Annotated in this window: 18 protein-coding genes; 17 read left to right on the top strand and 1 reads right to left on the bottom strand. The window is 66.8% G+C overall.

What is annotated here, in order from left to right:
- The first annotated feature begins 2 nt into the window (after positions 1 to 2).
- Entirely contained in the window at positions 3 to 1,967 is a 1,965-nt protein-coding gene (locus ORI27_RS19010; RefSeq protein ID WP_265998524.1) for an AMP-binding protein, read from the top strand.
- On the opposite strand, the gene ORI27_RS19005 is transcribed toward ORI27_RS19010, so the two are convergent.
- Positions 1,937 to 2,695 carry a FadR/GntR family transcriptional regulator gene (locus ORI27_RS19005; RefSeq protein ID WP_265998525.1) on the bottom strand — a complete coding sequence of 253 codons (759 nt, stop codon included), beginning with the start codon at positions 2,693 to 2,695 and terminating at the stop codon, positions 1,937 to 1,939. The genes ORI27_RS19010 and ORI27_RS19005 overlap by 31 nt on opposite strands.
- 70 nt (positions 2,696 to 2,765) lie before the next feature.
- On the opposite strand from ORI27_RS19005, the gene ORI27_RS19000 reads away from it, so the two are divergent.
- The 16 genes from ORI27_RS19000 (at position 2,766) to ORI27_RS18925 (ending at position 18,723) form a co-directional block, all read left to right on the top strand.
- Positions 2,766 to 3,848 (top strand): acyl-CoA dehydrogenase family protein, encoded by a 1,083-nt coding sequence (locus ORI27_RS19000; protein ID WP_265998526.1) that lies wholly within the window; start codon positions 2,766 to 2,768, stop codon positions 3,846 to 3,848.
- A 73-nt stretch (positions 3,849 to 3,921) separates the two neighbouring features.
- The gene (locus ORI27_RS18995) at positions 3,922 to 5,088 is read left to right on the top strand and encodes an acyl-CoA dehydrogenase family protein (protein WP_265998527.1); all 1,167 of its coding nucleotides are present in this window, start codon (positions 3,922 to 3,924) and stop codon (positions 5,086 to 5,088) included.
- The gene (locus ORI27_RS18990) at positions 5,088 to 5,861 is read left to right on the top strand and encodes an SDR family NAD(P)-dependent oxidoreductase (protein ID WP_265998528.1); all 774 of its coding nucleotides are present in this window, start codon (positions 5,088 to 5,090) and stop codon (positions 5,859 to 5,861) included. Before ORI27_RS18995 ends, ORI27_RS18990 begins: the two co-directional genes overlap by 1 nt.
- Before the next feature lies 1 nt (position 5,862).
- Positions 5,863 to 7,065 (top strand): thiolase family protein, encoded by a 1,203-nt coding sequence (locus ORI27_RS18985; protein WP_265998529.1) that lies wholly within the window; start codon positions 5,863 to 5,865, stop codon positions 7,063 to 7,065.
- Positions 7,062 to 8,288 carry an acetyl-CoA hydrolase/transferase family protein gene (locus ORI27_RS18980; RefSeq protein ID WP_265998530.1) on the top strand — a complete coding sequence of 409 codons (1,227 nt, stop codon included), beginning with the start codon at positions 7,062 to 7,064 and terminating at the stop codon, positions 8,286 to 8,288. The genes ORI27_RS18985 and ORI27_RS18980 overlap by 4 nt, the downstream gene beginning before the upstream one ends.
- Positions 8,285 to 9,229, top strand: coding sequence for a hydroxymethylglutaryl-CoA lyase (locus ORI27_RS18975; protein ID WP_265998531.1), 945 nt, complete (start codon positions 8,285 to 8,287; stop codon positions 9,227 to 9,229). Before ORI27_RS18980 ends, ORI27_RS18975 begins: the two co-directional genes overlap by 4 nt.
- A 34-nt stretch (positions 9,230 to 9,263) precedes the next feature.
- Entirely contained in the window at positions 9,264 to 10,022 is a 759-nt protein-coding gene (locus tag ORI27_RS18970; RefSeq protein ID WP_265998532.1) for an SDR family NAD(P)-dependent oxidoreductase, read from the top strand.
- A gap of 114 nt (positions 10,023 to 10,136) precedes the next feature.
- Complete coding sequence (locus tag ORI27_RS18965) at positions 10,137 to 10,904, top strand: enoyl-CoA hydratase/isomerase family protein (protein ID WP_265998533.1); 768 nt, start codon at positions 10,137 to 10,139, stop codon at positions 10,902 to 10,904.
- 16 nt (positions 10,905 to 10,920) lie between these two features.
- Entirely contained in the window at positions 10,921 to 11,727 is an 807-nt protein-coding gene (locus ORI27_RS18960; protein ID WP_265998534.1) for an enoyl-CoA hydratase/isomerase family protein, read from the top strand.
- A gap of 3 nt (positions 11,728 to 11,730) precedes the next feature.
- Positions 11,731 to 12,531: an enoyl-CoA hydratase/isomerase family protein gene (locus ORI27_RS18955; RefSeq protein ID WP_265998535.1), complete on the top strand. Its 801-nt coding sequence runs from the start codon at positions 11,731 to 11,733 to the stop codon at positions 12,529 to 12,531.
- 11 nt (positions 12,532 to 12,542) lie between these two features.
- A complete protein-coding gene (locus ORI27_RS18950) occupies positions 12,543 to 13,337 on the top strand; it encodes an SDR family NAD(P)-dependent oxidoreductase (protein WP_265998536.1) in 795 nt (264 codons plus the stop codon).
- A gap of 26 nt (positions 13,338 to 13,363) precedes the next feature.
- A complete protein-coding gene (locus ORI27_RS18945) occupies positions 13,364 to 13,693 on the top strand; it encodes a hypothetical protein (protein ID WP_265998537.1) in 330 nt (109 codons plus the stop codon).
- A 127-nt stretch (positions 13,694 to 13,820) separates the two neighbouring features.
- The gene (locus ORI27_RS18940; RefSeq protein ID WP_265998538.1) at positions 13,821 to 15,158 is read left to right on the top strand and encodes a cytochrome P450; all 1,338 of its coding nucleotides are present in this window, start codon (positions 13,821 to 13,823) and stop codon (positions 15,156 to 15,158) included.
- Between the two features lie 9 nt (positions 15,159 to 15,167).
- A complete protein-coding gene (locus ORI27_RS18935) occupies positions 15,168 to 16,142 on the top strand; it encodes a PDR/VanB family oxidoreductase (RefSeq protein WP_265998539.1) in 975 nt (324 codons plus the stop codon).
- Entirely contained in the window at positions 16,139 to 17,173 is a 1,035-nt protein-coding gene (locus tag ORI27_RS18930) for a Rieske 2Fe-2S domain-containing protein (protein WP_265998540.1), read from the top strand. The genes ORI27_RS18935 and ORI27_RS18930 overlap by 4 nt, the downstream gene beginning before the upstream one ends.
- 98 nt (positions 17,174 to 17,271) lie before the next feature.
- Positions 17,272 to 18,723: an aldehyde dehydrogenase gene (locus ORI27_RS18925; protein ID WP_265998541.1), complete on the top strand. Its 1,452-nt coding sequence runs from the start codon at positions 17,272 to 17,274 to the stop codon at positions 18,721 to 18,723.
- Positions 18,724 to 18,734 lie beyond the last annotated feature (11 nt).

Here is an 18,734-nt window from a genome sequence, read left to right as displayed (position 1 = left end):
CCATGAGCAGTTACACGTGGATCCCCACACCGCAATACATCGACAACGCCAACGTCAGCAGGCTGGCCCGCAAACACGCCCTGCGTGACATCGACGAGTTGCGGCGGCGTTCGGTGGCCGACCCCTCGTGGTACTGGAACGCGGTGCTCGAGGATCTCGGAATCGAGTTCGCCACACCGCACACCGCGGTACTGGACCTGCGCCGCGGCATCGAGCATCCGGACTGGTTCGTCGGCGCGGAGCTCAACGTCGTCGATACCTGCCTGCGGCGTTGGCGGGACGCCGGTCCGGACCGCGTCGCTGTCAGGCACGAGACCGAAGACTCCTCGACCCGCACACTGACCTTCGGTGAGCTTGCCGAGCAGGTCGCCCGCGCGGCCGCCGGCCTCAAACGGATCGGCATCGGCCGCGGCGACGCAGTCGGTCTCTACCTGCCGATGATCCCGGAGGCCGTCGTCGCCGTGTACGCCGTCGCCGCCCTGGGCGCGGTCCTGGTCCCGCTGTTCTCCGGCTTCGCGTCCGCGGCGATCGCATCCCGTCTGACCGATGCGGACGTCAAGGCGGTGGTCGCCGCCGACGGGACTGTCCGGCGCCGCCGGACGGTGGCGATGCTCCCGCAGCTGACCGCCGCACTGTCGGAATGCCCGGCCGTCGAACACCTTGTGGTTATCGACAATGTCAGGGAGACAACGGAAGTCGACTCTGATATTGCTGTTACGCGCTGGTCGGAGCTCGTCGCCGCACCGGCCGATCTGGCCACCGAGCGGGTGCCGGCCATGCATCCGCTGATGTTGGGGTACACGTCCGGCACCACCGGCCGACCCAAGGGCGCGGTGCACACCCATGCCGGCTTCCTCGTCAAGACCGCCAGCGAGGTCGCCTATTCCTTCGACATGACCAGCGACGGCGTCTTCTGCTGGATCACCGATATGGGCTGGATCATGGGGCCGCTCTCGATCATCGGAACCCATGCCAATGGCGCTGCCCTACTGCTCTACGAAGGCTCTCCCGACGTTCCCGACAACGGTCGGCTGTGGGACCTCGTTGCGCGACATAAGGTTTCCATGCTCGGAGTGTCGCCCACGTTGATCCGGACGCTCAAGGGGTCGGACTTGGCCCAGATCCACGCCCGCGACCTCACTTCGGTCCATGTGCTGGGATCGACCGGCGAGCCGTGGGATCCTGACTCCTACGACTGGCTGGCCCGTGACGTTTTCGGCAGCCGCGTCCCGGTAATCAACTTCTCCGGCGGTACCGAGGTCGGTGGCTCCTTCCTCGCGCCCTATCCGGTCGAGCCCATCGGCAGCTGCTCGCTCGGTGGCCCCTCACTGGGCATGGACGTCGACGTCGTTGACGACGACGGCCACTCGGTACGCGGGCAGGTGGGCGAGCTGGTATGCCGCCAGCCGTGGCCGTCGATGACGCGGGGAGTCTGGAAAGACGACCAGCGCTATCTCGACGCCTACTGGTCGCGCTTCCCCGGCATGTGGACCCATGGTGATTTCGCGATGGTCGATGACGACGGGCAGTGGTTCATCCTCGGGCGATCCGACGACGTCATGAACGTCGCGGGCAAGCGCCTGGCTCCCGCCGAAGTCGAAGCCGCCCTGTCGACGCATCCCGCGGTGAGCGAGGCTGCGGCGGTCGGGGTGCCCGACCCGGTCAAGGGTGAAGCAGTGTGGGCGTTCTGGGTCGCCCGGGACAGCACCTCCGTGGACACCGAGCAGGTATCCCGCGCGCTGAAAGACATCGTCGGCAACGAACTCGGCAAGCCGTTCGCGCCATCGAAGGTCTGGTGTGTCGAGGCCCTGCCCAAGACGCGGTCGGCCAAGATCCTGCGGCGCGCGATCCGCGCGGCGGCGCTGGGTACCGATCCCGGCGATCTGTCGGGGGCGGAGAACCCAGAGGCCATCGACGAGATACGGGCTGCGGTCGGTCAGTCGTCGACGGTGATGGAGTCCCGTTGATCGACTTCCAGAGCAGCCGCCGCGTAGCTGTGGACATGTCGGCGCATCCGGCGGCCTGCAGCTTCCGCGTCGCGCTCGCGGATCGCGCGGGTGATCGACTTGTGCGCTCGCGCAGTCACTTCCCGCACCGACTGGTCGACAAAGGATGCATTTTCGGTTCCTGCGTAAATGGCCTGCGACAGCCCGGTCATGAGACCGATCAACAGCTCGTTGTGGCTGGCGATCGCGACACCGACGTGCCAGTCGAGGTTGGCCTGCAGAAAGCGCGCCAGGTCGGCGCTAGGGTCTGCGATCGCGTCGTTGGCGCGATCCAACGTCGCGAGATCCTCGTTGGTTCGCTTCGCGGCGGCAAGTTCGGCGCAGAACGGCTCGAGCGCCTCACGGGTCTCCATGAGATCCGCCAGCTTGATCTGCCGGCCGCGGATGAGCATGCTCACGGTGTTCGCCATCGATGCCGTGCTCGGGCGTTGCACGAAGGCACCGCCGGCGCGACCCGCCTTGACCCGCACCAGATTCTGCACTTCCAGAATTCGCAGCGCCTCGCGCACCGTCGCCCGGCTCATCTGCGTCTGCTTGACCAGTTCGCGCTCGGCCGGAAGAGCGGCGCCCTCCGGGAGTTCTCCACTGAGGATGCGTTCGCGCAATTCCCTGGCCAGGACGTCGGGCGCCTTCGGAACGTCGACGGGTCCGAGCGTGATCGCCGGCCGAGTCGGGTCGGCACCCTCCATCACGCCTCCTCGATTGACCTATTGGTCTGACCTTAGCACCTGACCACACCGACGACCTTCGGAGAAGTGAATGCACTGGGAACTGTCCGACGAACAGCAGCTGTACGCGGATTCGTTGCGCAACTGGCTCCGCGGGCAGACGGCTTCGGAGCAGCTTCGCTCCTGGTTCGACGCCGGAGATCACCGCAGCTTCGATAACGCGATGGTCGAAGAGGGTTGGGCCGGGGTGGGATTCGAGGAATCCCGCGGAGGTCAGGGCGGCGGCCTATTGGAGCTGATCCTCTCCGCCCGCGAACTGGGCCGCGCTGCGGCACCTTCCGGGCGCTGGCTGGCCCGAGCGGTGGCGGACGTGGCGCTGGGTGTCGAGCCGGACCTGAGCCGCGCGGCCCTCGAGAGCGGTGAATTGACCGTCGCGGCCGTGCGCTGCGACCGGATTCCGTCGGCCGTCTCGCCGCTGCGGTGGCATCGCGGCACGGTTAGCGGCGAGGTTCCGTGCGTGCTCGCCGCAGACGACGCCGTCCGGTTCGTTCTGCCGGCACGAAACGGCGATGGCCACCGCCTGCTGGTCGTTGACCGAGATGCGCCCGGAGTGGACGTCAGTCCCCGTGAGGTGCTGGACCGCTCCCGAAGTGCAGCGGATGTGATGTTCAACGAAGCGCCGGCGCGTCTCCTCGAGACCGAGAGCGCCGAGAAAACATGGGCTCGGCTGGCCGACCGCGCGGCCGTCCTGGTGGCGGCCGACGCGCTGGGCGCCGCCGAACGCATGCTGAACATGACGGTGGAGTACGCCAAGCAACGCAAGCAGTTCGGCAGGCCCATCGCCGCGTTCCAGGCCGTGAAGCACGCCGCCGCGCAGATGCTGGTGACCGTCGAATCCTCCTATTCGATAACGCTTTTGGCGGGCGCCTCGACTCAAGAGGGTGCCGCCGACGCGCGACTGCATGCCGCGGCGGCGAAGGCCCAGGTCACCCAGCACTGCGCCGAACTCGCCGACTCCGCACTCACGGTTCATGGCGCGATCGGATACACCTGGGAGTACGACCTCCAGTTGTTTTACAAGCGGGCCAAACTCGACCGCATCCTGTTCGGCAGCCCGGATGCCTGGAACGAACGCATCGCTTGCCTGCTGCCACTGGTGCCGGCGTTCGCCTGAGACCGCAGGCCTTCCATTTTGGTCTGTCCATTAGTATCATTCGCACAAAGACGCCTCGACCTGGAGAGCCACCGTGGACTTCGAACTCACCGACGACCAGCAGACCATCCGCTCCGCAGTGGCGGAGCTGGCCGGCAAGTTCGACGACCACTACTGGATGACCAGGGACCATAACCACGAGTTCCCGCAGGAGTTCTACGACGCCTTCGCCGACGGCGGCTGGCTGGGTATCACGACCCCGGAGGAATACGGCGGCCACGGGTACGGCATCACCGAGGCGTGCTTGCTGTTGGAGGCGGTCGCCGCGTCCGGCGCCGGGATGAACGGAGCCAGTTCGATCCACATGTCGATCTTCGGCATGCACCCGGTGATCGTGCACGGGTCCGAGGAACTCAAGGGGCGAACCCTGCCCCGCATCGTCAACGGCGACCTGCACGTCTGCTTCGGCGTGACCGAGCCGGGCGCCGGGCTGGACACCACCCGGATCACCACCTTCGCCAAGCGCGACGGCGACCGCTACATCGTCAATGGCCGCAAGGTGTGGATCTCCAAGGCGATGGAGTCCGAGAAGATCCTGTTGCTGACCCGCACCACGAAGTTCGAGGACTCGCCCCGCAAGACCGATGGCCTGACGCTGTTCCTCACCGATCTGGATCGCGACAAGGTCGACGTCCGGCCGATCCCCAAGATGGGCCGCAATGCGGTGAGCTCAAACGAGCTGTTCATCGACGGCTTGGAGATTCCGGTCGAGGACCGCGTCGGCGAGGAAGGCGAAGGTTTCAAGTACATCCTCGACGGCCTCAATCCGGAGCGCTGCCTCATCGCCGCCGAAGCGCTCGGCATCGGCCGCGCCGCCCTCCGCGCGGCCGTTCGCTACGGCAACGAGCGCGAGGTGTTCGGTAGGCCGATCGGAATGAACCAGGGCATTCAGTTCCCGCTGGCCGACTCGCTGGCCAAACTCGACGCCGCGGAGTTGATGTTGCGCAAGGCGACCTGGCTCTACGACCTTGGCAAACCCTGTGGGAGAGAGGCCAACACCGCCAAGTACCTGTGCGCTGAGGCCGGTTTCGACGCCGCCGACCGCGCGTTGCAGACCCACGGCGGGATGGGTTACTCCGAGGAATACCACGTGGCCCGCTACTTCCGCGAGGCCCGACTGACCCGGATCGCACCGATCAGCCAGGAGATGATCCTCAATTTCCTGGGATCACACGTCCTCGGCATGCCGAGGAGTTACTGATGACCAATGCTGAGCTGGCGGCCGCGTTTCGCCTGGACCGGCGTTCGGCCCTCGTGACCGGCGCCGGTGGTGGTGTCGGCGCCGCGGTCGCGCGCGCGTTCGCCGCCGCGGGTGCCGCGGTGCTGGTCACTGACATCGACAAGGACGCCGCCGCCGCGGTGGCGGACCTGATCACCGGCGGCGGCGGCCGAGCCGAGCCGTTCGCCTTCGACGTTCGCGATGCCGCGGCCACGGTCGAGGCTGCCGACCGCGCCGCCGCACTAGCCGGCGGAACTCTGCACATCCTCGTCAACAACGCCGGGGCCATCGCCCCGGCCATGCTGGCCGACCAGACGGAGGAGACCTTCCGGCGCATCATCGACATCCATCTCGTCGGTAGCTTCCTGTGCAGTCACGCCGCGCAGGGTCTGCTGCCGGATGACGGGACCGGGCGCATCATCAATGTCACCTCCGCCGCGGGGCTGACCGGAACGATCGGTCAGGTCAACTACGGCGCGGCGAAGGCCGGGATCGTCGGGCTCACCAAGTCGCTGGCCAAGGAGCTGGCCCGCAAATCGGTCACGGTCAACGCGATCGCCCCGCTGGCAGCCACCGCGATGACCGAGAAGATCCGGTCCAACGAGAAGCTGGCAGCCAAGACGCTGGCGCGTATTCCGCTGGGGCGGTGGGCAACCCCGGAGGAGATCGCACCCAGTTTCCTCTTCCTGGCTTCCGACGCCGGGTCCTACATCACCGGCCAGGTGCTGCCGGTCGACGGCGGGACGGTGATCTAGCGTGGCGACCCCCGTCAACGGTCCCTTCACCCGCGCCGGCCGGCCGGTGTTCATCGCCGAGGCGGTGCGCACTCCGATCGGGAAGTCCCACCAGGAGCGGGGGTGGTTCCGCGACGTGCATCCCAACGCGATACTGGCCGCCTGCTACACCGATCTGATCTGCCGCGCGGGGATCGATCCCGCCGCGGTGGAGGATCTCATCATCGGCTGCACCGCACCGTTCGGCGAACAGTCCCGCAACATCGGCCGCAACGCCTGGCTGCAGGCCGGATACCCGCCCGAGGTCCCCGCCACCGTACTGGACCGACGCTGCGGTTCGGCGCAGACTGCCGTCGAGGTGGCCGCCGCGCTCATCGCATCCGGTACCCACGACATCGTGATCGCCGGCGGCGTCGAGCACATGGGTCACGTACCCATCGACTCCCCCACCAAGATCAGCGAACTCTACGGCGACCCGTGGCCACCGGAGCTGCGCGAACTCTACAGCTTCGTCCACCAGGGCGAGAGCGCCGAGTTGATCGCCGACCGCTGGGACATCGGGCGCCGGGAGATGGACGAATTCGCCGCGCGGTCACACGAGTTGGCCGCCACGGCAATCACCGAAGGCCGCTTCGACGCCGAGATGGTGCCGATGACCCTCGACGGCCAACCCCGCACCAGCGACCAGTGCGTGCGGCCCGACACCACCGTCGAGACGCTCGCCGGGCTGAAGCCGGCGTTCCGCAGGCAGGACGGGCGGATCACCGCCGGCAGTTCCTCCCCCATCTGCGACGGCGCGGCCGCGGTGCTGCTGTGCTCGGCCGACGCCGCCGACCGGCACGGCCTGACCATCCGCGCCCGCATCATCGATCAGACCACGGTCGGTGTCGACCCGATCATCATGTTGACCGGACCGATCCCGGCCACCCGAAAACTCTTGAAACGCAACAACCTGACCGTCGACGACATCGACCTGTTCGAGATCAATGAAGCGTTTTCCTCGGTGGTGCTGGCCTGGTCGCAGGAGTTGAAGGCCGACCCCGACCGGGTCAACGTCAACGGCGGCGCAATCGCACTCGGCCACGCGGTCGGCGCCACCGGCGCCCGGTTGATCGCCACCATGGTCGCCGAACTCGAACGGCGGCAAGCGGATCTGGGTCTGGTCAGCATGTGCTGCGGCGGCGGCCTCGGAACGGGAACGATCCTGCAGAGAGTTCCCTCTTGATCGACTTCACCAAGTTCTTGTCGCAGGGCGACGGGGTGTGGTGGGGACAGGCAGCCGCCGAGCCCCGCCCCCTGGTGGACGCGCTCATCACGCAGAACGCCCGCGTCGGGCCGATCCGCACCTTCACCGGCCTGTCCTGGAACGACCAGCTCGCGGTCACCATTCCGGACCGGGTGTCGATGGTGTCCTACGGCGGCCTCGGCGAGCTGCGCGAACTCAGCCGCACCGGACGCCTCGAGGTGGTGCCGTGCCACTACTCGGCGCTGCCCCGGATGTTCGCCGAGCACCACCTTCCCTGCGACGTCGGCTTGGTCCAGGTGTCACCTCCCGACCTGGACGGACGATGCTCGCTGGGTATCGGGGTGGACTATGTCGCCGACGCGGTGCCGCACACACCGGTGCTGATAGCCGAGATCAACGCCCAGATGCCAGCCACCGTCGGATCCGAGCCGATCCCGCTGGACCGGTTCGCCGCCACCATCACCTCCGACCGCCCGCTGCACGAAGACCCCTCGCGTGATCCCGATGCGGTCGATCGCCGCATCGCCGCGTGCATCGCCGAGCTTGTCGACGACGGCGACACGGTCCAGCTGGGCGTCGGATCGCTGGGCGCGGCGGTGCTGGATTCTCTTGCCGGCCATCAGGATCTGGGCTTCCACACCGGAATGATCACCGACGGCCTGATGCGGCTGGCCGAGCGGGGGGTGGCCACTGGACGGCACAAGGAACTCGACGCCGGGCTGATCGTGGTCGGCACCGCGCTCGGTTCGTCGCAGCTCTACAAACGCATCCCTGAACTGCCGATCCGGTTCCTGCCGACGAGTTACACCCATTCCCCTCAGGTGCTCTCACAGCTCGCATCGCTGATTTCGATCAACTTCGCCGTCGAGGTCGACCTGTCCGGACAGGTGGGCGCCGAAGTCAGCGGCGGCGTGTACGTCGGTGCAATCGGCGGCCAGGTTGACTTCACCCGCGCCGCCGCCCTCACCGGCAAGCGCTCGATCATCGCGGTGCGCTCCACATTCCGCGGACGTTCGACAATCAAACCCCGCCTCGACGGCGGAGTAGTCACCACCGCACGCGCCGACGTCGACGTCGTCGTCACCGAACACGGCGCCGCGCATCTCCGCGGCTGCAGCATCGGTGAGCGGGCTCGGCGCCTCGTCACCATCGCAGCACCGGAATTCCGGGACGAATTGGAGAAGGAGATCAGTCAGCTATGAGCCCGAAACTTCCCGCTACGGCCCATATTCGCGAGGTCGGTCCGCGCGACGGATTCCAGAATGAACCCGAGATCATCAGCACGGCCGACAAGATCAGGCTCATCAACCGACTAGGCCAGACCGGCCTCAACCGCATCGAGGTCGCCAGCTTCGTGCGCCCCGACGTCATACCCCAGTTGTCCGACGCCGTGGAGGTACTCAACGGCATCGACGTCCCCGAGCACGTCTCGCTCACCGTGCTCGTTCCCAACAGCCGCGGACTCGACAACGCGTTGAAGGTCCGGGAGCGCTTCCACGAGGTCGCGCTGTTCGTCAGCGCGTCGGAGACCCACAACAAGCGCAACGTCAACCGGTACATCGACGAGTCGATGACCGACAACGAAATTCTGGTCAAACGTATCGACGCCGAGGACCTGAAGCCCACCGCCGTGATCGCGACCGCCTTCGGCTGCCCGTTCGAGGGCAAGGTCCCGATGGAACGCACCCTCGAAATCGCCGAACAGTTCGCCGCGGCGGGCTGCCGGGAGATCGGATTCGGCGACACCACCGGAATGGCGCACCCGGCCTACGTTTTCGACATCTTCTCCGCGGCGATCGAACGGCTGCCCGGTATCGAGATCACCGCGCATTTCCACAACACCCGCGGCCAGGGACTGGCCAACGCGTACGCCGCGTTGCAGGCCGGCTGCACCAGCTTCGAGTCGAGCTTCGGTGAACTCGGCGGCTGCCCGGTTCCGGCCGGCTCCACCGGCAACATCGCCACCGAGGACCTGATCAACATGTTCCACGAGATGGGCGTGGCCACCGGAGTCAGCCTTCCGGCCGTGATCGACGCCGCCCGCGCCGCGCAGACGATTCTGGGCCGCAAGCTCACCAGCCACTGCATCGTGGCCGGTCCGGTGAACTGGCACCCCGATCCCGACGGCCCCTCCTGCCACTGACAACAGCGGAAGATAGTGAAAGGCAAGTGAAGACATGACCTCTCGAGTTGCATTCGTCACCGGTGGCGCCCAGGGCATCGGCGGCGGCATCTCCGAAACCCTCGGCGCACACGGCTTCCGGGTCGCGGTCGCCGACCTGAACCTCGACGCCGCCAAGGAGACCGCCGCGCGCGTCGTCGCGGCCGGTGGCGAGGCGATCCCCGTGCTGGTCGACGTCACCAACACCGAGTCGGTCCGCAACGCGGTCGCAGGCGTCACCGGCGAGCTCGGTGACATCGAGGTCGCTGTCAACAACGCCGGATGGGATGACTTCATGCCCTTCGTGAAAACCACTGAGGACTTCTGGAACCGGATACTCGACATCAATTTCAAAGGTGCACTGCGGGTATGCCACACGGTGGTTCCCGGGATGATGGAGCGAGGCTTCGGCCGGGTGGTCAACATCGGCTCCGACGCCGGCCGGGTGGGCTCGTCGCTGGAGGCGGTGTACTCCGGGGCCAAGGGCGGAATCATCGCCTTCACCAAGACTCTGGCCCGCGAAGTCGCGACCAAGGGCGTCACCGTCAACACCGTGTGTCCCGGCCCCACCGACACCCCGGCACTGCGAAAGTTCGCCGACAACTCCGGTGAGGATGCTGACAAGGTGCTCGCCGGGATGACCCGGTCGGTGCCCATGCGACGGCTGGCCACCCCGGCCGATGTCGCTGCGGCGGTGGCCTTCTTCGCCTCCGACGCTGCCGAGTACATCACCGGCCAGACCCTGTCGGTCAGCGGCGGATTGACGATGGCATGACCCCGCGAGTCGACCGATCCGTTCCGAGGAACGAGGAACGAGAAGGAGCGAGCGAATGACCCCGCGAGTCGACCGATGCGTTCCGAGGAACGAGGAACGAGAAGGAGCGAGCGAATGACCGAAGCCGTCAGCTGGTCGGACGACGGGCCGGTGCTCAGTATCGTGCTGAATCGGCCGCCGGCCAATGCCCTGGGCCCGGCGATCACCGACGGTTTGCACGCCGCGCTGGACGAGGCCGACGCTTCGGCGCCCAAAGTTCTTATCGTGTCCTCGGAACTGACAGGATTCTTCGCCGCAGGCGCGGACATCAAACACATGACCAACGTGGACGCCGCCTCGTTCAAGGCCTACGGTGACGGACTGCGCTCGGGACTCGACCGGTTGGCCGCACATCCCGCGTTGTCGATCGCCGCGATCGAGGGACTCGCCCTGGGCGGCGGCCTGGAGCTGGCGATGGCCTGCACCCTGCGGGTCGCTGCTGCCGACGCCAAGCTCGGCCTACCGGAAGTGAAGCTCGGTCTCATCCCAGGTGCGGGTGGTACTCAGCGGTTGCCCCGGTTGGTGGGTCGCGGCCCCGCGCTGGACATCATGCTCACCGGACGCCAGCTTGACGCCGCCGAGGCACTGCGGATCGGGCTGATCGACCGGTTGACACCGGCGGGCTCGGCCGTCGGTGTCGCCCGCGAGCTCGCCACCGAGTTATGCGCGGCGTCGACCCCCGCCCAGCGGGCCGTGGTCCGGACAGTTGGCGCCGCAAGCGATCTACCGTTGGCCGAGGGCCTTCGCTACGAGGTGGAGCAGATTCAGGCTCTCTTCGAGCACGGCGAGGCCGCCGAAGGGCTGCGCGCCTTCGTCGAGAAGCGCCGGCCGAACTTCGCCTGAGCCCCGAGGAGAAACCATGGATTGCGGCGAGTACCAGACACTCACCGTGGCCGAGCCGGCCCCGGGAGTCGGCATGATCACGTTGAACCGGCCGGACCGGCTCAACGCCATGACGGTCACCATGTTCGACGAGCTCGAGAGCGTCGCGCGTGCTTTTGCTGATGACAACGACGTTCGCGTCGTCATCCTCACCGGAGCGGGAGCGGGGTTCTGCGCCGGATACGACCTCGACGACGCGGAACGACTGCCGGACCTGTCGCCGCTGGGAATGTTCGACCAGCAGAACCGCGCCGCTCGCGCACTCGCGGCGGTCCGAGCGATACCTGTTCCGGTTATCGCGGCGGTCAACGGAGCGGCCGCCGGTGGCGGCTTCGCGCTCAGCCTGATGGCCGACATCCGGTTGGGTTCGCCCAAGGCCAAGTTCAATGCCGCCTTCGTCAAGATCGGCCTCTCCGCCGGAGACCTTGGAACATCATGGTTGTTACCGCGGCTGATCGGGCCGGCCCAGGCCGCCGAGATATGTTTTAGCGGCCGAATCGTGGAAGCCGAGGAGGCCGAACGGCTCGGACTGCTCAACTTCCTCACCGGCACCGACAACCTGGTCGAGCGGTCTCTGACGATGGCCGCCCAGATCTGCGCCAACTCCCCCGGCGGCATCAAGCTGTCCAAGCGGGCGCTGCAGTCCAACCTCGAAATCGGCTCGTTCACCGCAGCCTTGGAATTGGAGAGTCGCGGCCAGGCACTACTTACCCGGTGTGCGGACATGCCGGAGGCGCTGGCCGCGTTCCGGGAGAAGCGCGCACCGAACTTCACCGGACGCTGAGCGATGCCGGACTGGAACAGGGTGGCCACCCGACCGATGGCCGACGTCGTCGCCGAACTCGGGCAAGCGAAGACACTGCTCTTCACCGAGCCGCGTCCAGGCGTCGGACTGATGACGGTCAACCGGCCCGACCGCGGGAACTCGCAGACCGTCGAGATGTTCGGCGAAATCGCCTGGTACGCCCACGTGCTGAGGAAGGCGCCGCTGCGCGCGCTCATCATCACCGGGGCGGGCGGCGCCACCTTCTGCACGGGATTCGACCTCCAAGAGGTTGAGGTGATCGCCCGGATGACCATCCCCGAGTTCAACGAGCTCGTCGACACCGCCTCGGCGGGAACGGCGGGCTTGCGGTCGCTGCCCTACCCCGTGATCGCCGCGATCAGCGGACCCGTCGCAGGCGGGGGGTTGTCGCTGGCGCTGTCGGCCGACATCCGGCTGACGACGCCCACGGCGAGTTTCAGCGCGGGCTTCGTGCGAGTCGGGCTGTCGATCGGTGAACTGGGCGCATCCTGGCACCTCTCCCGCGTGATCGGACCGGCCCGGGCCGCCGAAATCTCCTTCACCGGGCGAACCGTCAAGGCAGACGAGGCGGTGCGAATAGGGCTGGCCAACCGGATCGCGCCCGTCGACGGCGAACAGATCGTGGCGGCAGCCGTCGAACTCGCCGAGCAGATCGTCGCACACGGCGCCGAGGGCATTCGGGCCACCAAGAACTCATTGATCCGCAGCGCGGAGATCGACTCGTTCATCGCCGCCCTCGAACTCGAGAACCGCAGCCAAGTGGTCTGCCGGACCACCCTGTGAACGGAGACAGCGTGACGACCGAGAACGAACTGCCCGCGCCCAAGGACCTCACCGGGTGCGGCGCGCTGATCGTCGGCGGAACCGCCGGCATCGGGCTAGCCACCGCACGGGCCCTGGCCAACGCCGGAGTGCCCAGGGTCGTGATCGTGGGCCGCAACGCCGAGCGCGGCGAGGCCGCCGCCGCGCAGCTACGCGAGTTGGGCACCGACGGCCAGTTCCTGCCCGGCGACGCCACCGATCCGTCGGCCGCGCTCACCGTCGCCGCCGAGGCCGACCGCGTCCTCGGCGGCATCGATATCCTCATGTGCACCACCGCCGCCGATGTCAGACCCGAGCTGTTCAAAGACATCCCGATCACCGATCTGCGCCGCATTCTCACCGAATTGGCCACGCCCTCAATGCACATGGCCAGTGCGGTGCTGCCCGGGATGCGCGCCCGCAGGAGCGGGATCATCGTCAACGTCGCCTCCGACGCCGCCAAGACGGCGACACCGGGGGAAGCGATGATCGGCGCTGCCAAGGCCGCCATCGTCATGTTCACCCGGACGATCGCGATCGAGGAGAAACGCCACGGCATCCGCGCCAATGCGCTGACCCCGTCGCTGGTGCACGGCACCGCATCCACCGAGCGGATCACCTCCGACGGATTCAGCGCCAAGCTGTTCGCCAGTGCCGCCAAGCAAGCCGCCCTCGGCGTCCCCGATGCCGACGACATCGCCGCCCTGGCGGTGTTCGTCTGCAGCCCGGGCGCCGCCCGACTGACCGGCCAGGCTATCAGCGTCAATGGCGGGATTTCGGCAGCGTGACCGCACCGAAGGAAGGTTCGATAACCATGAACTTCACCGATGTCATCGACATCCTGGACCGCTCGGTCGGGGGACCCGACGCCGACGTGTCCTCCCACGGTCCGTTCTGGCGAGGCGTCACGCGGGATCGCTTCGTCGAGATGAGGGTCGGCGGCCGGAAGCTGGTGACCCTCGGCGACGGGGTCAATTCCAATCTAGTCAAGTCCCTCCGCGGCGTTGCTCCCTTCGGGTCCGACCTCGAGCCGGCGCCGGACGGAGCCAGCATCATGCGGATGCCCGCCTACCTCGATCCCATTTCGGACCAGGACATCGATCGCGTCGCGGCGTGGATTGACGCGGGCTGCCCGGACGGCTGACGCGGGGCGGATACCCCCAAAGCGGTAGCAATCACTCCACCTAGTGGTGACGCGTGGCGGGCGCCGTCCACAGAGACTTACATCACGCCCTCAGGCACTTCAAGGCAACGTCGGAAAGAGGTCCGTAGTGACAACCGCCCAAGACACCAAGGAAGCCATCCTCCCGGACGAGGTGGCGCGCCGGATCGTGCTCCCGGAGGGCCACGCCGACCTTCCCTCGCTCTTCGAGGCCTATAAATGGATGCGCGACAACATGCCGGTAGGCAAGGCGGTGGTCGAGGGATACGACGCCCTGTGGCTGGTCAGTAAGTACGCCGACATCCAAGAGGTGGAGAGTCTCCAGCCCGAGGTGTTCTCCGCCGGAGGCGGCGCCCAACCCGGGACGCACAACCCCATCCTCGCCAACCAGGCCGGCGACGTGTTCACCAAGAGCCTCCTTGGCGGCAGCCTGCGATTGATGGACGCGCTCCCGTTCCTCGATCCGCCCGAGCACACCACGGTCAAGAACATCGTGTTCGACTACTTCAAGCCGGGCCGCCTCAAAGCCCTGGAGGGCCAGACTCGGGAACTGGCCAACGAGGCGATCGAGAAACTCAAGGCGCTGTCGACGGGCGGGAAGCAGATCGACCTCGTCGACGACTGGGCGCTGGGCTACCCACTGCACGTCATCATGACGCTGCTCGGGGTGCCGGCCTCCGACGAACCGCAGATGATGGCGCTTACGCAGGAGTTCTTCGGCACGGCCGACCCCGAGCACCAGACCGAGGGCGTCGACGTCGAGGTGACCCCCGAGGCAATGGCCCAGCAGTTCGCAGCGACCGTGCAGACCTTCTACAAGTACTTCGATGTCCTGGTGGAAGACCGGCGCGCCAACCCGCGCGACGATCTGGCCACCTTGATCTCCCTGGCCAAGACGCCTGACGGCGAGTACTGGCCCGCTCCGTATTCCTACGGCTGGTTCATGGCCATCTGCACGGCCGGCCACGACACCACCTCGGCGACACTGGCGGGGACCCTGCAGCAGTTGGCGTTGCATCCCGACGTGCTGGCCAGGGTGAAGGCGGATCCGGCGCTGATCGGCAAGCTCATCCAGGAGGGACTCCGTTACGTCGCACCGGTCAAGCACTTCATGCGCAGGGCCGAGCAGGACCACGAGCTGAACGGTCAACTCATCAAGAAGGGCGATCGGGTGATGCCGCTCTTCCAATCGGCCTGCCGCGACGAGGATCTGTTCACCGATCCCAATACCTTCGACATCGACCGTAATCCGAACAACCACATGGCCTTCGGGTTCGGTCCGCATACCTGCGTCGGCCAACACCTGGCCAAGCTGGAGTTGCGAGTGATGTTCGAGCAGCTGCTGCCGCGGCTGGACGCCATCGAGGTATTGGGACCGGGCAGTGTCACACACACCAACTTCGTGGGCGGCCTCAAGCACTTGCCCGCGACCGTGCGGGTGTCCTGACCGGGAACGATGTCAACGGCCAGCGTCCACGAATACACCGCGGATCTGATCGTCCGGCATCGCGGCGCCGCTGCCGAGGGCGTCGTGGTGCTGGATCTCGTTCACCCCGACGGCGAGGATCTGCCGCGGTGGCAACCCGGCGCCCACATCGACCTCATCCTCGCCGATGGTCTGACCCGTCAGTACTCACTGTGCGGCGATCCGCGCGACTGCACCACATGGCGTATCGCGGTGCTGCTGGATCCGAACACCCGGGGCGGGTCACAGCATGTGCACGAGAAACTCCACGAGGGCGACGCCGTGCAGGTTCGCGGGCCGCGGAACCATTTCCCCCTCGTCGACGCGGGTCGGTACCGATTTGTCGCTGGCGGCATCGGAATCACCCCGATCATGGCGATGGCCGACACCGTCGAACGCGCCGGAGGCGAATGGACACTGCTGTATGGCGGGCGCACTAGGGCCTCAATGGCTTTCGCGGAAGACCTGGCGGATCGGTATCCGGGCCGCGTCACCGTGTGGCCACAGGACGAACAGGGCCTGCTGGATCTCGACGCACTGCTGGGCGAGCCCGAGAAGGGAACGCTCGTCTACTGTTGCGGACCCGAGGCATTGCTCAACGCGGTTGAGGAGCGTTGCGCACGTTGGCCGGAGGGGGCGCTGCACATAGAGCGATTCGCCGCCAAGGTGCCCACAGCCGCGCAGCAGGCGGACACACTCACTCAGTTCGAGGTGGTATGTCAACGGTCGGGTGTCACGTTGAACGTGACAGCAGAGGATTCAATCCTCGAGTTGGTCGAGGCGGCCGGCATCCCGATCACCACCAGTTGCTACGAGGGCGTGTGCGGCAGCTGTGAGGCCCGGGTCCTGGAAGGTGTTCCCGAACACCGCGATTCGGTTCTCGATGCGCAGCAGCGCGAGGCCGGAGAGGTCATGCTGATCTGCGTGTCACGAAGCTGTACCTCGAAATTGGTGCTGGACCTGTGACCGCCAACTATCCGAGGAACTGCTGGTATGTCGCCGCGACCGTCGACGAGGTGACAAGCACACCGCTCGGACGGCGCCTGGTCGCAGAAGACGTTGTGTTGTGGCGCAGTCAGAGTGGACGGGTGACAGCCTTCGAGAATCGTTGCGCGCATAGGGCCTTCCCGTTGACCCCTAGCCTCGTCGACGGCGAGCAGCTCGTCTGCGGATATCACGGTTGCACCTACGACCAAGACGGCCTCTGCACACATATTCCCTCCCAGGACCGGGTGCCGACGGGAATGCGGGTTCGGGTTTTTCCGGTGCTCGAAGACCCGCCCTTCGTCTGGATCTGGTCCGGCTCGCCCAGGGCCGCGGCGATCAGCCGGCCGCCGGCCGTTCCTTGGGTCCGCGAGGCCGGTTGGGAGAGTTTCCGGACCGCCTGGGACGTGGCGGCGAACTACCTGATGGTCCATGAGCACTATCTGGACTTCAGCTATGCACCGATCCTGCATGCCGCCGACATCCCCGCATCGATCCGCAGCATGCCCGCCTTCAGTGAGGTCGAAGTCACCGAAACCACCGTGACCTATACCCGCGTGCTACCGCCTGCCCGTCCGACCGACTGGGAGGCCGAGGCCGGTGGGCTGCCACGGGACGTCGACTATCGACGCACGGAAGAGGGGACTTTCGCCTCGCCGGCTCTGCACCTGCAGCGCTGGGACGTCGAGACCCCCGCCGGTGAAACATTGACCACCACCCGCGTGCACGCCATCACGCCGATCGACGACACGTCGACGCGAGTCGTGATGGTGAGTTCCCGGAACTACGCCCTGGGTAGGCCGGCGTCAACCGAACGACTCAAGGCCTTTCTAGCCGGCGTCGCAACGCGCGACACCGCCGTGCTCGAGATGGCCGCCCGCCACTCCGGTTACGACCGGTGGCGCGACGGCGTGGAGTTCCAGGCCGATTTGGCCAGCTTGCGACTGCGGCGGATCGTCGACGACCTCCTCGGACAGGAAGCCCGATCGCCCCATATAGCCTCCGCGCGGTAACGCAGCATTTTGGCCTGACCATAATAACAATTGAAATTTCGGTCCATTTCTGCGACGCTGTGGGTGACAGCGATCACAACGCGATTCGGGAGGCATGGATGCCCACAATCGACTACCGGCAGCTCTACATCGGGGGCCAGTGGCGGGATCCCGCCCAGTCGGCAACGATCGACGTGCAGTCCCCGACCACCGAGGAGATCATCGGTTCGGTGCCGCGCGGCAGTCAGGGTGACGTCGACGCCGCGGTCGCGGCCGCCCGTCAAGCCTTCGACGATCCTGCGGGTTGGTCGAGCTGGCACCCCAAAGAGCGCGGCGACGTGCTGGAACAGTTCGCCGCTGAACTCGAGGCCCGCGGCGCCGAGACCGCGGCTCGGGTGTCCATGCAGAACGGCATGCCGATCTGGCTTGCCCAACAGTTCGAGGCGGGGTTCCCCCCCTTGCTGCTTCGCTACTACAGCGACGTGATGAACGGTATCCAGGTCGAGGAGGAGCGGCAGGGCATGCTCGGTGGCGTCTCGCTGGTCTCGCGGCAGCCGGTGGGCGTCGTCGCGGCGATCGTGCCGTGGAACGTCCCGCAGGGCATCTCATTTCTCAAGCTCGCCCCAGCGTTGGCAGCCGGATGCTCCGTAGTGCTCAAGCCGGCGGAGGAGACCGTGCTAGACGCGTTTCTGATGGCCGAGGCCGCTGCCGCCGCAGGCCTGCCACCCGGGGTGCTCAACGTTGTTCCCGGCGGCCGCGATCTCGGCGCATACCTGGTGGAGCACCCCGGCGTCGACAAGGTGTCCTTCACGGGATCCACCGCCGCCGGCCGCGCCATCGCCGAGACGTGCGGACGCCTGCTGCGCCCGGTGACCCTGGAGTTGGGCGGCAAGTCGGCCGCGATCGTGCTCGACGATGCTGACATCGCCGGATCGATCGAGTCGTTCTTCGGCGCGACGCTGCTCAACAACGGCCAGATCTGCTGGCTGAACACCCGTGTTCTGGCGCCGCGCAGCCGCTACGCCGAGATCGTCGACACCATCACCGGTTTGGCCGGGGCGCTGACCATCGGCGACCCGCTCGACCCGGAGACCAAGATCGGGCCGCTGGTTTCCAGCCGCCAGCGTGACCGGGTCGAAGGCTACATCGCCAAGGGCAAGCAGGAGGGCAGGCTGACCACCGGAGGCTCACGGCCGGCGAACCAAAGCCGTGGCTGGTTCGTCGAACCGACGGTCTTCGCCGACGTCGACAACAACGCCGTAATTTCCCGCGAGGAGATTTTCGGGCCGGTACTGTCGGTCATCCCCTATACCGACGAGAACGAGGCCATCACGATCGCCAACGACAGCGCCTACGGACTGGGTGGCACGGTCTGGTCATCGGACACCGATCGCGCCGCGAACGTCGCGCGCAGAGTCCGGTCGGGAACGGTCGGGGTGAACCACTACGTCAACGAACCGGTGGCTCCGTTCGGCGGCATCAAGGACAGCGGCATGGGACGCGAGCTGGGTCCCGAAGGCCTGGACGCCTTCCAGGTCTACAAGACGATCTACCTGCCGCCGGCCCAGTAAGGAAGCTCATG

The organism is Mycobacterium pinniadriaticum, from assembly GCF_026242045.1.
Classification (GTDB): domain Bacteria; phylum Actinomycetota; class Actinomycetes; order Mycobacteriales; family Mycobacteriaceae; genus Mycobacterium; species Mycobacterium pinniadriaticum.
The sequence above is the reverse complement of the archived record's forward strand: the minus strand, read 5'-3'. Positions and strand labels throughout refer to the sequence as shown.